This is a genomic window from Mycolicibacterium sp. CBM1 (genome assembly GCF_054073305.1).
The window spans coordinates 1-14,143 of sequence record NZ_JBSXPP010000038.1 but is presented as its reverse complement, the minus strand read 5'-3'; the positions used below and the strand labels follow the sequence as shown (position 1 = coordinate 14,143).

The window sequence follows — 14,143 nt, the reverse complement described above, 5'->3', positions numbered from 1 at the left end:
GGGGCTGATGAACGGATCTGTGACATCTGAAATCGCTTGACGAGCTGTCAGGCTGGAAGGATGTCGTTGTGCCTAAGCCCTACCCCGAGGAGTTCCGCCGTGACGTGGTGCGGGTGGCGCGCGAGCGTGGCCCTGGGGTGTCTGTGGAGCAGGTCGCTCGCGATTTCGGGATTCACCAGACCACGCTGAATTCGTGGCTTCGTATGGCTGATGCCGATGAAGGCCCGAAGTCGGTCGCAGCCCCGGATGTGCTGCGAGAGAACCGAGAGCTCAAGCGGCGCAATCGCCTGCTAGAGCAAGAGAACGAGGTCTTGCGCAAGGCGGCGGCCTATCTGGCGCGAGGATCGCTACCGGGAAAAGGCTCTACCCGCTCGTGAAGGAGCTGGCCGCAGCCGGTGCCCCGATCCGGGTGCCGGTGGCGGTCTCGTGTCGGGTCTTGAAGCTTCACCGCCAGCACTATTACGCCTGGCTGTCGTGTCCAGTCACCGACGCCGAGTACGACGAGGCGCATTTGGCGAATGCGATCTTCGACGCCCACCGCGAGGATCCTGAGTTCGGTTACCGGCTGTTGTTCGATCAGGTCCGCGCCGCCGGCCACAACGTCAGTGAACGTACGGTGTGGAAGATCTGCTCGATCAACCAATGGTGGTGTGCGTTCGGCAAGAGACGTCGCGGCCGCAAGGGCTTACCTGGCGCCCCGGCGCACGAGGATCTGGTGCGTCGCAAGTTCACTGCGCTGGGACCAAATCGGTTGTGGCTCAGTGATATCACCGAGCACCCGACCGCTGAGGGCAAGGTCTACATGTGTGCGGTCAAGGACGTGTGGTCCAACCGAATTGTCGGATACTCCATCGCTGAGCGGATGACCTCACAATTGGCCGTTGACGCGATCGAGTCCGCCGTAGCCCGCCGCGGCGGCACAGTCGCTGGTTGCACGTTGCACACCGACAGGGGCGGCCAATTTCGTTCCCGAAAACTCCAGCGGTCGCTACGGCGCCATCAGATGCTCGGCTCCATGGGACAGGTCGGCTCCGCCGGGGACAACGCCGCCATGGAAAGCTTCTTCTCTCTGCTGCAACGCAACGTCCTCGACCGCCAACGCTGGCCCACCCGCGATGACCTCCGCATCGCGATCGTCACGTGGATAGAACGCACCTACCACCGCCGTCGAAGGCAAGCCCGCTTGGGCCGATTGACCCCCATCGAATTCGAAGCCATCATGACCCAGACGGCCAACCAGGCCGCCTAACCAACTGTCACAGAATCCTTCAGCAGGCCCGGACAACCGCTAGGTGGCCTTGGCCGCTGGGCCGAAGGTCTCTGCGAATCTCAAACCGCTACCGCCGAAGCGTTCCCCGGTCCCATGGATCGAACACGCCACCGGACAGAAGCTCTACACCTGGCAACGCGACCTCCTACGCGAACTCAGCGGACCCGACCGGCCCCGAGTCTACTACGCCCAGATCGCCCGCAAGAACGGGAAGACAAGAGCAGCAGCCTGTTTGGGACTGATCGAGATATGCCTCAAGAAACAACGGCACGTCTACGCGATAAGCGACTCAGAGCGCAACCTCAACAGCGTATTGATGCGGGAACTGCACGACCTCATCAACGGGTCCGAGTATCTGCGCGATTCGTTGTGGATCTTCAAAGATAAGATTGAGTGTCCGGAAACCGGTTCATTCATTCAAGTCAGACCGGGCAACTTCAAAGCCGCGCAAGGTATTAACCCGCACCTTGTACTGGCCGACGAGGTCCACCTACTGCCGTCTGAAGTGTGGGACGGCATGCAACAGGCGGGCCGTGCTCGCACTGACGCCTTGCTGTTCGGCATCACGACACCCGGCTACGACCTGACGTGTCGGGCGCACGATCTGTACCAACAGGTCAAGGCCGGCGACCTGGCAGGGCGCATCTATGAAGGTGATCCCGCTCTACCACTGGACGACCGGGACAACTGGCGGGCAGCTAACCCATGCTATGACCGTCCCGGCTTCGCCGAGGCCCTGGCCTACGACCACAAGACTCTGCCCGAACACGAGTTCCGGCGATTTGCCCTCGGTTGTTGGACGGCAACGCATTCCGCATGGCTGCCGTACGGCGCATGGGATGCCCTCGCCACGTACGACGAACCGCCACAAGGCACCCGTGTGTGGCTGGGCTTCGATGGATCGTATTCCGGCGACTCAACGGCACTCGTGGGTTGCACGCGTGAAGGTCACCTGTTCGTCGTCGGGTGCTGGGAGAACCCTGGCCGCAAGGGCTGGCGAGTCCCGCGTGATGACGTGATGGACACCGTGGCCTACGCGTTCGACTACTTCAACGTGCAAGAGCTGGCGTGCGATCCTCCGTATTGGGGACGCGAGATAGCCGAGTGGGGCGCACGGTGGGGCGACAAGGTGATCGAGGTCCCCACCTACAGCGTGGCCCGCATGGGTCCCGCCTGCTCGACGTTCCACGCCGCTGTGATGGACGGTGCGCTCACGCATAGCGGTGATGCACGTCTGGCCCGCCATGTCAGCAATGCCGTGGTGAGGTCCACGCCGCACGGTGACGTGATCACCAAGCCCGATAAGGACTCCCCGGCCAAGATCGACCTCGCTGTTGCCGCCGTCCTGGCGCATTCACGGGCCAGTGTCGCCGTCAGCAAGCCGAAGGCCAAGCCGTTCGTGCTGTGGTCGGCGTGATCATGCTGTGCCGCAACGGGAGTCACTCTACAAGTTAGCCAGACCGGACATAGCAGCAGGTCAGAGGCTTGCGGAATTGTCTGGAGCGTTCGCCAGGCGTTCGACCGTGGCGCACGATTTCACTCACTCACACCCCAAAAACATGCCGTGACCTGCACGGACGCTGAACCGCGCCCGAAATTCCGGCCTTTATCGACCAGTTTGGAGACCTATTGTCCCTGCTCAGGCGCGCTTTTCAGCGTCCACCCGATCCACCTGCCGAGACGCGCAACTACTCAATCGCTGATCCCCGCCTCGTGGAACTGTTCGGCGGCAACCGATCCCTGACCGGTGTCCACGTCAGTGAGCACAACATGCTCGGTGTCGCCGCCGTCTGGCGGTGCGTGCACATCATCGCCGGGGGCATTGCAACCCTGCCGCTGCGGGCCATCGCTGAACAGAACGGCATCACGCAACGGGTCCCGTCGTGGCTGGACAACCCTGCCGGTGGGCTGACTCGTTTCGAGTTGATCCAAACCACCACCGCTCACTTGCTGCTCTGGGGCAACGCATTTCTGGCCCACATCTTCGGCGGCGCTGGGCAGTTGATGGGCGTCAGCCCGATCCACCCGTCAGCAGTCTCTATCGACGTGGACGACCAGGGCCGCAAGTCCTACAAGGTGTCATTGCTCAACGGCAGGACCGAGACGTTCGATGACTCGACCCTGACACACATCAAAGGGATCTCCACCGATGGCATCCGGGGTCTGTCACCGCTGAGGCTGGCCCGCAACGGTGCATTCGGTACCGCCCTGGCAGCCGATCAAAGCGCCGCGAACTTCCATGGTCAGGGACCGACGATCACGGCGATTGCATCGTTCGACGAGTCCACCACCGCCGACGACGCCAAGGAACTGGCCACCCAGATCGACCGTGGCCTAACAGGTCCCGCGAACGCCGGCCGAATCGGATTCATCAACCGCAACATCCAGATTCACCCGTTCACGGTGAGCAACGAGGACTCCCAGTGGTTGCAGTCGCGCGCTTTCCAGAAGTCTGAAATAGCAACGTGGTTCGGCGTCCCCGACTCGCTCGTCGGTCTGTCTGAGAAGCAATCCAGTTGGGGCACAGGCATCGCCGAGATGCATAAAGCCATGGCGTCGTGGACGTTCAAGCTCTGGACAGCACCAATTGAGGACCGCCTATCGCTGCTGCTTCCCCCATCGGTCAAAGCGGAGTTCGACTACCGCGCCTTGCTGTCCCCGGCACCGGAGGCCGAAATCAGCTTGCTCATTGCCCAACTGCAAGCGGGCGTGATCACCACCAACGAAGCACGGCGGGTCCTGAACATGCCGTCCATCGACGGCGGGGACTCGCTCACCACGACACCGGAGGTTCCCCAGTGACCGACATCGAACGCCGGTTCGCCTCTCTAGAGACCGCCATCACCGGCAACAAGATCGGCGGATACGCCGCCGTGTTCAACCAGCGCACCGACCTAGGCCCGTACACAGAAGTGCTGGCCTCTACAGCGTTTCGCTCGGCGCTGGCATCGCCCACGCTGAACGTCGCCGCCTTGTTGAACCACAACGAGGACAAGCTCCTGGCTCGCACCACCAACAACAGCCTGAGGCTTTCCGCGGATTCACACGGTTTGCAGTTTGAGTTTGACCTGAACCCGGATCTGAGTATCACCAACGACGTTCGCGCCATGGTGGAAAGCGGCCTGATCACCGGTTGCTCATTCGCCTTCCGCATGGACCCATCCGGTTCTGGCCAGAACTGGACCCGCGATGAGGGACGCGACCTGCGCACCATCACCAGCATTGCATCACTTCACGACGTATCGGTCGTGACCTACCCGGCATACGACGGAACCGCCGTATCCCTGCGCAACAAACCCACTCAGGCCATCGACGGCCGAACACAGATGTTCCGAGCGCGTTTCGGCGCCCGCTACAACCGAAAGGTATAAATGACCAAGACTGAGATTCTGGCGAAGCTCGCCGAATTCAACACCATCTCCGAAACTCGCTCGCTGACTGACGACGAGTTCGCCGAGGTTACCTCTCTGGAGGCCGACCTTAAGCGCAGCGAAAACACCGAGCAGTTCCGCGCCCGTCACCAGGGCTATGTGACGCCGGCCAATCACGTGGGCGTGCATGTTGCCCCGGCCAAAGCTGACGACACCGAGATGAGGGCTTTTAGCGATTATCTCCGTACGGGCAAGGCCAATGCCGACCTGGAGTCTCGCGCGCAGACCGTGGGCAGCAACGTCGGCGGTGGTTACCTGGTCCCGCAAACGATGCTCGACCGCATCGAAACCCGGATGAAGGCCTTCGGCGGGATCGCCAACGAGGCGCAGGTCATGACGACCGATAGCGGTGAGACGCTGAAGTTCCAGGCCAACGACGACACCGCGAACAAGGCGGTCATCGTGGGAGAGAACACAGCACCGACTAGCGGCGGTGCGGATCTGGCCTTCGGTCAGGTCTCGATTGGTGCCTACACGTGGACCACTTCCGGCGCTGGACAGGAACCGATCTCAGTGACTTGGGAGCTGCTACAGGACTCGAATACGGATATCGCCGCGTATGTGGCCGAGCGGATCGCGGAACGATTCCAGCGGGGCCAGGCCGACTTCTGGGTGCGTGGAACCGGTTCGTCGCAGCCTTACGGCATCACCACCAACACCACGACCACATCAACATTCACTTCCGCCACCATCGATAAGGATGAGCTGATCGCGGCTGTGCACGATGTGGACCCGGCATATCGCAACGATGCCATCTGGGTATTCAACGATGCCACCCTGGAGGCTATCCGCAAACTTGAGGACTCGACCGGCCGCCCACTGTGGACTCCACAGGCCGCCGCTGGCTTGGAGGGCTCGATCGGCGGGACTCTGCTCGGCCATCGCGTGGTGATCGATCAGTCCTTCGCCGACTACGTGGATGGAGGCACGAACAAGTGGGGCGTGTTCGGCGCTGTGAAGACCGGCTACCTCATCCGCCGCGTCAACGGCATGCGCCTGATCGTGGACGACTACACCGGCAAGTCCCAGGCTCGCATCGAGTACGCCGCGCACGTCCGCGCGGACGGAACCGTCCAGAATCCCCACGCCTACACCGTTTTGAAGAACGCCGCCTAATGCGCACTCTGCGCCAGCTACAAGCACGTGAGGCGGCGCTGGTGGCCGAACTCGCCGAAGTCCGCGCGGAAATCGCCGCGCGGGCTGGCGAGGCCGATAGGCCAGCGAAGCGACGAGCGCGTAAGGCGGTTTCGGCTGCCGTGGAACAGTCGGTAAGGACCGAGGCCAAGTTGGCCGCTGCAAAGCGGCGCGCCGCTGAGGTTGCCGAGCGCGCCGCGAAGGCTCAGGCCGACCTTGCCACCGCCCGAAAGGCGGTGAGCGATGCCGTATGACATTGGCGACCGCCGCAAGCTCACCATCGAAATCCGCAACGAGGCAGACGAACTAGCCGATCCCGATGCGCTGTCGTTCACCATGACCGCACCGGATGGTGTGACCACCTACGTCTACGGCACCGACGCCGAGCTGGACCGCGACAGCCTCGGGACGTTCCACGTCTACTGGGACTGCGCGGTTCTCGGTGTGCACACCTACAAGTGGGCGACGACCGGCTCGCTGGCCACGGTGGAGACCGGCTCATTCCAAGTCGGGCGGTCGGGCTATCCCACCGCGCTCGACCTCTCCGACTGGCTCAGCCCAACGGAGAACGACGACCTCACACAATGGTGTGTCGATGCCGCTATCGCTGCGGTGGAAAAGTCCTGCGGTCGAACGTTTCTGACCACCGAACCCGAACAACGGACCTATCAGGCTGAGTATTTCCGGGGCCGCACGCTGGTGGACATCGACGACCTCATGACCGACGATCTCGTTATCGAGGTCGACGGTCACGCGCTGACCGGCTACACACTGTTGCCGCGCAACGCCGCCCAGCATGGGAAGCCGTGGACGCAGATCGAGCTGCCGGGATGCGTGCACGGGTGGGTGTCCATCACCGCCCGATGGGGATGGCTAGAGGTTCCCCCGGCGATCCGTACCGCCGTCGCCATCACCGCGGGACGTCTGTACGACCGACGCCAGAACGTGGCCGGGTCGATCACCGATCAGCGCATCGATGACGTCGAGTACAAGTGGAACGTCTCGGCTCTCGATCCTGACGTGGAGAACATCATCCGCCCGTTTAGGAAGCTGTGGGCTGCGGTATGACGCGAGACCTGTCGCAGATTGCTGAAAATCACTGGTGATCCTGGAGGGCCTTTCCTTCCGGCGCGCCAAAAATCGACAGCGTGTGATTAATGGTTTCAACTATCGCTCGGGATGAAAAGGCGACCCCAAGATTCAACGCCTGGGAAGTGTGAACGAATGGTGCGGCAGCCGTCATCTGTACGGGGATGTCCTCGGTTTGATTGTAGGACTGCGCCACAATTCCGACCAAGAAGAACCTCGAACCCACTGAAAGGCTGCCATCCGCCATTGTGAACGTCCCTCGGTTGAGAATAAAGACCGGGCTGCCGCTACTGCCGCCGAACACCGCACCGTCAAGCAGGAACGTCGGAGTGCCACCGAATGGGACAGCAATTGGAGTAGCCGTAATGGCACGCCGAACGATTGGAAGGTGGTTAGTGGGATCACTCAGGCCCTTCGGATAACCGACGAACGTAAGGTCCTCGATTGCGTCGAACACTGACATTGCCTGCTCGGTCGGAAGGTTCGACCATGAAAGCGTCCGCCAGAAGGGCGGGGGAGTTTGCGCGTAGAGGTCGTCCCAGACCTTGGCTATTGGCAACACCGCAATATCGACGGCTGGGTCGGGATGCCCCACGATGCCCACAACGGGCGCGCCCACAATGGTGTACCTGTAGCTTCGTCCTAGCTCCGGCCCCGAATTGTCAGCGTTTTGAATTAGGAAGTTGAGCCGAATTTCTGACGCTTTTTCAAGTACATGCTTATTTGAGATTAAGAGGGGAATTCGGTTGCCGTCTTCGGTTGTGGTCGCGTCGAACAAAAATCCGGTTCCGGTGGAAACCTTCCCGTCAGTCATCACATTGGTCACGTGCACTGTGCAGAACAGTATCTGCCTCGCGAGAGTGTCGACCTTCATTCTCGCCACGATAGCCAAGAATCCGGCAATGGTTGGGGGTACTGGTCGGGTGTCGCTCACTTTGCGAAGCGACTGGGGGCGTCGCGCGGGTCTACCAGGACCACGCGGGCACGGGTGTTGATCAGTTCAGCGGGAACGCACCACTCCCGGTAGGGCGGCTCATCATCCTCAACAACCTCGTAGTCGGTGAGGTCAACATCGTCGGGCAACTCGACGCGCAACACCTGATCGCCCTTAGCCCCCTCGTTGATATCCAGCGCAACATCGGACAACCACACACCGGTCAGGCCGAAGTCGTGGAACATGTAGTACCCGGTGGCGTCTCGGAAACCGTCCCGCAGGATGGCCTCTGCGGCCGGCGTCCGGTGGTAGAGGTTCACTGTGGCCTGATCGCCGCGACGAACACGCTGTAGTGCTGAATGCACTTGCTGCGCACGATGTACGGCGTGGCCGCTGGGGAACGCATGAGGCCGCGCACCACCGACCGGGACGTTGTGGTCTTCCACCCCTCCGATGTTGACCAGCCGTGTCGGAACAGGACATGGGGAACACCGGATTCCTGGGCGTCCCGCAGCGCCGCCAGGGCATCGTCGTACACCTGTTGCATCCGGTGCTCGTACGGGGTCCACTCGCCATCTTGGCCGGTTCGGTGGAAGTCAACTTCGGTGAATCCGCCGTCAAGGCCGACCATGACGCGCTTCCAGTCACCGCCCGCCGTCTGAAACACGCTCATGCGGGCCAGAACCGCACCAACTTCGGTACCGCGGTACCCGCCAGAATCGCCTCCGCTTCGGCCACCGCCAGTGCGTCGGTCTCAGGGATCAGCCAGTACTCGAACCATTGCGTACCGCCACCGGACACGAGCCCCTTGGGCTCACAGAGGACGCGCGGGCCGGAAGTGAACGGACCGTCCATGTCGTCTCGGTCCAATCCCGCGGCGTCGGTGGACCTTATGAACGGCGCGCCGCCGCGGTAGCTGTCGCGAAGATAGTCGGACTCGTTGGCACCGTGGACCATCATGCGGGGTTTCACGACCTTCATTTAACCCCGCGGTGGACCGATGGGCAAATGTTTGACAGGCCGTCTCTCTGTACAGAAGACCACGTGGTGCCCTTCGGTGGGGTACATCTGCGCATGTGTAGCAAATTTCTTTCAGCGCTTGCTGACGGCCTTGTCCATCGCGGCGGCGATGGCGTCCAACTGGAGTTGTTCCGGGGTGAGCCGGTCGGCGTAGCGATGCGAGGTTTTGTCGGTCATCGTCGGCTCCGGTCGGGTTGGTGTTGATCGGGATCGTATCGACGACCGGGCGCCGGTCCATGCCGTTTATCCTGGTAAGCGCGGTAATCCCAACGCTCATCGACGGGTGAGAGAATCGCAGAGTGTATGAACCCCCGGCTCTCGGCCAAGGCATTGACGCCGTCAATCCGCCCCATCCATTTTCCTGCGGTTTCGTGCTTGTTCGTACGGGTGTGTCACTGATAAACCTGCTGGTAGAAGGCATTTGATGCGGGTCTACATCCCGGCCACGTTGGCCATGCTGCAACAGCTGGTGTCCGACGGGTCGATCCAGCCGCGCAGCGGGACGGCATTCGCGGTGACGCCGACGCTGCGTGAGTCCTATGCCGAGGGCGACGACGAGGAGCTGGCCGAGGTGGCGATCGGCGAGGCGGCGCTGGCGTCGTTGCGCCTGCTGGCCGCCGAGGCCGGGGATACCCCGGGTTCGGGCGAACTCCCGCTGCGCCGGGTGGTCCTGGAGGCCGACGCCCCGGAGTCCGCCACCACGGTCCGGCCCGATCTCGACGATGCGGTGGTACGGGTCAGTGGGCCGGTGAGTCTTGACCACATCGTCGCGGCGTACGTGGACAACGCTGCCGCCGAGGCGGCCGTCACGGCGGCCATGGCCGTCATCGACGATGCCGACCTGGGGGACGAGGACGCCGAGTTCGTCGTCGGCGATGCCCAAGATCACGCGCTGGCCTGGTATGCCACCCAGGAGCTGCCGTTCCTGCTCGAATTGCTCTGAGCGTCTAGATACGGAACCGTAAGTTACGGTACCGTAGGTTGGACGTGGCAGGGAGCGATGATGGTAAAAAATGAGGTCAAGATCAGCGCAAATGTGGTCGACACGGTGCGGCCCAAGGTCGCCGGGGCGGGCCGCAATCCTGCCATCGACGCGGTTCGGTCGCTGGTCGGACGGATTACCACACCACTTTTGCCCGACGATTACCTGCAACTGGCCAACCCGCTGTGGTCGGCGCGTGAGCTGCGCGGCCGGGTGCTCGACGTGCGGCGCGAAACCGAGGACTCGGCGACTCTGGTCATCAAACCGGGGTGGGGCTTCACGTTCGACTATCAGCCCGGTCAGTACGTCGGCATCGGCCTGCTGGTGGACGGCCGCTGGCGATGGCGGTCCTATTCGCTGACGTCGAGTCCGCATTCGGCCGGCACCGGTCGTAAGCGCACGATCACGATCACGGTCAAGGCGATGCCCGAAGGGTTTCTGTCCACTCACCTGGTCGGTGGCGTCAAGCCCGGGACCATCGTCCGGTTGGCCGCGCCACAGGGCAATTTCGTCATGCCCGATCCGGCGCCCGCGTCGGTGTTGTTCCTGACCGGCGGCTCCGGTATCACCCCGGTGATGTCGATGCTGCGGACCTTGTCGCGTCGCGGCCAGATCGGCAGCTCGGGGCACATCGTCCACGTCCACTCCGCCCCGACCGAATCCGACGTCATGTTCGCCGCCGAGCTCGAGGAGCTGGCGCGCGAGCATGACGGCTACCGACTCACAGTGCGCACCACCCGCACGCAGGGGCGGCTGGATATGCAGCGGCTCGACGAGGTCGTGCCCGACTGGCGAGAGCGCCAGACCTGGGCGTGTGGTCCGGAGGGCATGCTCAGCGAGGCCGAGAAGACGTGGCAGGCGGCCGGCCTCGGCGCTGCGTTGCACCTGGAGCGCTTCGCGGCGGCCAGGACGGCGGTGCACGGCCAGGGCGGGGCGGTGACCTTCGGCCGCAGCGGTAAGACGGTGACGGTCGATGCTGCGACGTCGCTCATGGAGGCCGGCGAGCAGGCCGGTGTGCGGATGCCGTTCGGGTGCCGGATGGGGATCTGCCAGTCGTGTGTGGTCAGCCTGGTCGACGGGCACGTGCGCGACCTGCGGACCGGCGACGAGCACGAGCCGGGCACCCGGATCCAGACCTGTGTCTCGGCCGCGTCGGGTGACTGTGTGGTCGATGTTTAGGGTTTACCGACTAGTAACCTACGGGTACGTAGGTTACGGTAGCGTAGGTATGAGAAGGGAGGCATGACATATGGCTATATCCGACGTCGAAGCGTTTGCACACCTCACCGACGCTGACATCGAGAGCCTGGCGGCCGAGCTCGACACGATCCGCCGGGATGTCGAAGACTCGCTCGGCACGCGCGATGCGCGCTACATCCGCCGCACCATCGCCGCCCAGCGCGGACTCGAGGTGGCCGGCCGGCTGATGTTGGCCGCCAGTTCCAAGAGATCAGCGTGGTGGGCCGGGACTGTGACTCTCGGGGTCGCCAAGATCGTCGAGAACATGGAGATCGGCCACAACGTCATGCACGGCCAGTGGGACTGGATGAACGATCCCGAGATTCACTCCTCGTCGTGGGAGTGGGACATGAGCGGGGCGTCCAAGCACTGGCGGTTCACCCACAACTTCATGCACCACAAGTACACCAACATCTTGGGCATGGACGACGACGTGGGCTACGGGGTGATCCGGGTGACCCGCGATCAGCGTTGGAAGCCGTTCAACCTCTACGGCAATCTGCTGTTCAACACGCTGCTGGCCATCGGCTTCGAGTGGGGCGTGGGTCTGCAGCACCTGGAACTGGGCAAGATCTTCAAGGGCCGCGACGACCGCAAGGCGACGTTGGTCCGGGTCAAGGAGTTCGGCGCCAAGGCGAGCAGGCAGCTGCTCAAGGATTATGTCGCCTACCCGGCGATCACGTCGTTGTCGCCCGGCGCGACCTTCCGGTCCACCGCCACCGCCAACGCTGTGGCCAACGTGATCCGCAACGTGTGGTCCAACGCGGTGATCTTCTGCGGTCACTTCCCGGACGGCGCGGAGAAGTTCACCAAGACCGACATGGTCGGCGAGTCCAGGGGCCAGTGGTACTTGCGCCAGATGCTCGGCAGCGCGAACTTCGAGGCGGGTCCGGGGCTGCGGTTCATGAGCGGCAACCTGTGCCACCAGATCGAGCACCACCTCTATCCCGACCTGCCTAGCAACCGGCTCCACGAGGTCTCGATCCGGGTCCGGCAGGTCTGCGACAAGTACGACCTGCCCTACACCACCGGGTCGTTCCTGTTGCAGTACGGAAAGACGTGGCGCACCATCGCCAAGCTGTCGTTGCCGGACAAGTACCTTCGCGACACCGCCGACGACGCTCCGGAGACCCGCAGCGAGCGGATGTTCGAGGCATTGGAGTCCGGCTACGCCGGTGTCGACCCGCGCACCGGTCGCAAGCGCGGCCTGAAGACCGCGATCGCGGCGGTGCGCGAATGGCGCCGCGACAATCGCTTGGCCAAGGCGGCCTAGGAGCCTGCTGAATTAATCCCGCGTGGCGGGGCCGGTTGTGCTGGGGTTTTGGGGACAATTGGTGGGTGCAAGGTCGCTCGGATGATCAGCGTGAGTTGTTGGATGCGGAGTCGGTTGCCGGGCATTTGTTGAAGTCCGACAGCATGTTTGCTTTCTTGGCGGCGCATCGTTCGCAGTTGTTTCCCGAGGAGATGTTCGTCGATCTGTTTCCGTCACGACGGGGCCGACCGAGTGTTCCAGCCGAGGTGATGGCCTCGGTGATCACCTTGCAGGCGCTACACGGCCTGTCGGATAACGAGACCGTCGAGGCGGTCACCTTCGATCTGCGGTGGAAGGCGGCCTGCGGGATGCCGATCACCGCGACGGCGTTTCACTCCACCACGTTGACCTACTGGCGGCGCCGGTTGGCGGCCTCAGAGCGCCCGAACCGGATCTTCGAGGCGGTCAAAGCCGTCGTCACCGAGACCGGAGTTTTGGCCAAGAAGACACGGCGGGCGCTGGATTCCACCGTCCTGGACGACGCGGTCGCCACCCAGGACACCGTCACGCAGCTGATTGCCGCGATCCGCCGGGTCCGCCGCGACGTACCCGACGCCGCGCAGGTCATCGAGGCCCAGTGCACTGCGCATGACTACGACGACCCGGGCAAACCCGCGATCGCCTGGAACGACAAGTCAGCCCGTGACCAGCTCGTTGATGCCCTGGTCAGCGACGCGCACCGACTGCTCGGTCACCTCCCCGAGCAGGATCTCGGGCCCCGCGCCGCCGAAGCGGTGGCATTGTTGGCGCTGATCACTGGCCAGGACGTCGAACCCGTCGAGGGCTCTGATGGCACCGACGGGCAGTGGCGCATCGCCCAGCAGGTCGCCCCGGACCGGATCATCTCCACTGTCGATCCTGACACCCGCCACGCTCACAAGACGGTGCACCGCCGCCAGGACGGCTTCAAAGCCCATATCGCGGTCGAACCCGACACCGGCATCATCACCGACTGCGCCCTGACCAAGGCCAACGGCCCCGACAACCACGAAGCCGTGGTCGGGTTGGCCCTGCTCGACGACGAACCCGCTCCAGTGCGGGTGCTCGGGGATTCGGCCTACGGCACCGGCGACGCCCGCGCCGCACTGGCCGAACGCAAGCACATCGCCGTGATCAAACCGACGCCGCTGCGCGCGCCGGTGCCCGGTGGATTCACCAGCGACGATTTCAGCATCGACTTCGATGCCCGCACCGTGACCTGCCCGGCCGGCCACACCGCCGGTATCGCACCCAGGGGTGGGGTGAAGTTCGAGAGGCACTGTCGTTCATGCCCTTTGACAACGCAATGCACCACTGCCAAGCGTGGACGCCAGCTCACCATCGGTGAACACGAACAGCGTCTACGCGCAGCCCGAGCAGTCGCCCGCACACCCGAGTGGCAGGACGAGTACCGCCAACACCGCCCCATGGTGGAACGCTCGATCGCCTGGCTCACCCGAGGAAACCGCAAACTCCGCTACCGCGGAATCGCGAAGAACGGCTACTGGCTCCACCATCGCAGTGCCGCGCTGAACCTGCGACGCCTCATCACGATGGGCCTGACCCACACCGGCACCACCTGGGCCATCGCCTAGCACAGACCACCAGGTCTTGCCGTCACACAGCACAGATGCCACGCTCGACACGGCGGGGTGACCCTCGAATTGTCGGCCCTCAGGTCTGAGGGAACACACGCGCCACAGAGCGCTCTGAGGCACCCCGCCCCAAACGCCCTAATTCAGCAGGCTCCTAG

15 protein-coding genes are annotated in these 14,143 nt (G+C 63.3%); 11 read left to right on the top strand and 4 right to left on the bottom strand.

Annotated features, from left to right (window positions below; all coding sequences use genetic code 11):
- The first annotated feature begins 68 nt into the window (after positions 1-68).
- From ACXDF8_RS26540 to ACXDF8_RS26510, 7 genes are all read left to right on the top strand, one after another.
- A protein-coding gene (locus ACXDF8_RS26540) for an IS3 family transposase (protein ID WP_457224969.1) occupies positions 69-1,249 on the top strand; the annotation gives its coding sequence in 2 pieces (ribosomal slippage) (positions 69-353 and positions 356-1,249; 1,179 coding nt in all).
- A gap of 43 nt (positions 1,250-1,292) precedes the next feature.
- On the top strand, positions 1,293-2,687 hold the full coding sequence (locus tag ACXDF8_RS26535; RefSeq protein ID WP_457226227.1) for a terminase TerL endonuclease subunit: 1,395 nt from the start codon (positions 1,293-1,295) through the stop codon (positions 2,685-2,687).
- Between the two features lie 353 nt (positions 2,688-3,040).
- The gene (locus tag ACXDF8_RS26530; protein WP_457226226.1) at positions 3,041-4,072 is read left to right on the top strand and encodes a phage portal protein; all 1,032 of its coding nucleotides are present in this window, start codon (positions 3,041-3,043) and stop codon (positions 4,070-4,072) included.
- Positions 4,069-4,641, top strand: coding sequence for an HK97 family phage prohead protease (locus ACXDF8_RS26525; RefSeq protein ID WP_457226225.1), 573 nt, complete (start codon positions 4,069-4,071; stop codon positions 4,639-4,641). The genes ACXDF8_RS26530 and ACXDF8_RS26525 overlap by 4 nt, the downstream gene beginning before the upstream one ends.
- A complete protein-coding gene (locus tag ACXDF8_RS26520) occupies positions 4,642-5,817 on the top strand; it encodes a phage major capsid protein (RefSeq protein ID WP_457226224.1) in 1,176 nt (391 codons plus the stop codon).
- Between the two features lie 41 nt (positions 5,818-5,858).
- A complete protein-coding gene (locus tag ACXDF8_RS26515) occupies positions 5,859-6,089 on the top strand; it encodes a hypothetical protein (protein ID WP_457226223.1) in 231 nt (76 codons plus the stop codon).
- On the top strand, positions 6,079-6,903 hold the full coding sequence (locus ACXDF8_RS26510; RefSeq protein ID WP_457226222.1) for a head-tail connector protein: 825 nt from the start codon (positions 6,079-6,081) through the stop codon (positions 6,901-6,903). Before ACXDF8_RS26515 ends, ACXDF8_RS26510 begins: the two co-directional genes overlap by 11 nt.
- Positions 6,904-6,931: 28 nt before the next feature.
- Here the strand turns inward: ACXDF8_RS26510 and ACXDF8_RS26505 are convergent, their stop codons facing one another.
- Genes ACXDF8_RS26505 through ACXDF8_RS26490 form a run of 4 tightly spaced genes read right to left on the bottom strand, consistent with a single transcriptional unit; the run spans position 6,932 to position 8,830 of the window.
- The gene (locus ACXDF8_RS26505; RefSeq protein ID WP_457226221.1) at positions 6,932-7,798 is read right to left on the bottom strand and encodes a S1 family peptidase; all 867 of its coding nucleotides are present in this window, start codon (positions 7,796-7,798) and stop codon (positions 6,932-6,934) included.
- Positions 7,799-7,854: 56 nt separating this feature from the next.
- Complete coding sequence (locus ACXDF8_RS26500; protein WP_457226220.1) at positions 7,855-8,178, bottom strand: hypothetical protein; 324 nt, start codon at positions 8,176-8,178, stop codon at positions 7,855-7,857.
- Positions 8,175-8,531 carry a hypothetical protein gene (locus ACXDF8_RS26495; protein ID WP_457226219.1) on the bottom strand — a complete coding sequence of 119 codons (357 nt, stop codon included), beginning with the start codon at positions 8,529-8,531 and terminating at the stop codon, positions 8,175-8,177. The genes ACXDF8_RS26500 and ACXDF8_RS26495 overlap by 4 nt, the downstream gene beginning before the upstream one ends.
- Positions 8,528-8,830, bottom strand: coding sequence for a hypothetical protein (locus tag ACXDF8_RS26490; protein ID WP_457226218.1), 303 nt, complete (start codon positions 8,828-8,830; stop codon positions 8,528-8,530). Before ACXDF8_RS26490 ends, ACXDF8_RS26495 begins: the two co-directional genes overlap by 4 nt.
- Before the next feature lie 469 nt (positions 8,831-9,299).
- On the opposite strand from ACXDF8_RS26490, the gene ACXDF8_RS26485 reads away from it, so the two are divergent.
- From ACXDF8_RS26485 to ACXDF8_RS26470, 4 genes are all read left to right on the top strand, one after another.
- The gene (locus ACXDF8_RS26485; protein ID WP_457226217.1) at positions 9,300-9,821 is read left to right on the top strand and encodes a DUF6912 family protein; all 522 of its coding nucleotides are present in this window, start codon (positions 9,300-9,302) and stop codon (positions 9,819-9,821) included.
- A 60-nt stretch (positions 9,822-9,881) separates the two neighbouring features.
- Positions 9,882-11,039 carry a ferredoxin reductase gene (locus ACXDF8_RS26480; RefSeq protein WP_457226216.1) on the top strand — a complete coding sequence of 386 codons (1,158 nt, stop codon included), beginning with the start codon at positions 9,882-9,884 and terminating at the stop codon, positions 11,037-11,039.
- A 70-nt stretch (positions 11,040-11,109) separates the two neighbouring features.
- Positions 11,110-12,372 (top strand): fatty acid desaturase family protein, encoded by a 1,263-nt coding sequence (locus ACXDF8_RS26475; protein WP_457226215.1) that lies wholly within the window; start codon positions 11,110-11,112, stop codon positions 12,370-12,372.
- A 65-nt stretch (positions 12,373-12,437) separates the two neighbouring features.
- Positions 12,438-13,985 carry an IS1182 family transposase gene (locus ACXDF8_RS26470; RefSeq protein WP_457222064.1) on the top strand — a complete coding sequence of 516 codons (1,548 nt, stop codon included), beginning with the start codon at positions 12,438-12,440 and terminating at the stop codon, positions 13,983-13,985.
- The last annotated feature ends 158 nt before the right edge of the window (positions 13,986-14,143 follow it).

Excerpts from the sequence above, each read along its gene's own strand:
- ACXDF8_RS26530 (WP_457226226.1), top strand. The coding sequence starts at position 3,041 with ATGCTCGGTGTCGCCGCCGTCTGGCGGTGCGTGCACATCATCGCCGGG.
- ACXDF8_RS26520 (WP_457226224.1), top strand. The coding sequence starts at position 4,642 with ATGACCAAGACTGAGATTCTGGCGAAGCTCGCCGAATTCAACACCATC.
- ACXDF8_RS26510 (WP_457226222.1), top strand. The coding sequence starts at position 6,079 with ATGCCGTATGACATTGGCGACCGCCGCAAGCTCACCATCGAAATCCGC.
- ACXDF8_RS26505 (WP_457226221.1), bottom strand. The coding sequence starts at position 7,798 with ATGAAGGTCGACACTCTCGCGAGGCAGATACTGTTCTGCACAGTGCAC.
- ACXDF8_RS26495 (WP_457226219.1), bottom strand. The coding sequence starts at position 8,531 with ATGAGCGTGTTTCAGACGGCGGGCGGTGACTGGAAGCGCGTCATGGTC.
- ACXDF8_RS26480 (WP_457226216.1), top strand. The coding sequence starts at position 9,882 with ATGGTAAAAAATGAGGTCAAGATCAGCGCAAATGTGGTCGACACGGTG.
- ACXDF8_RS26475 (WP_457226215.1), top strand. The coding sequence starts at position 11,110 with ATGGCTATATCCGACGTCGAAGCGTTTGCACACCTCACCGACGCTGAC.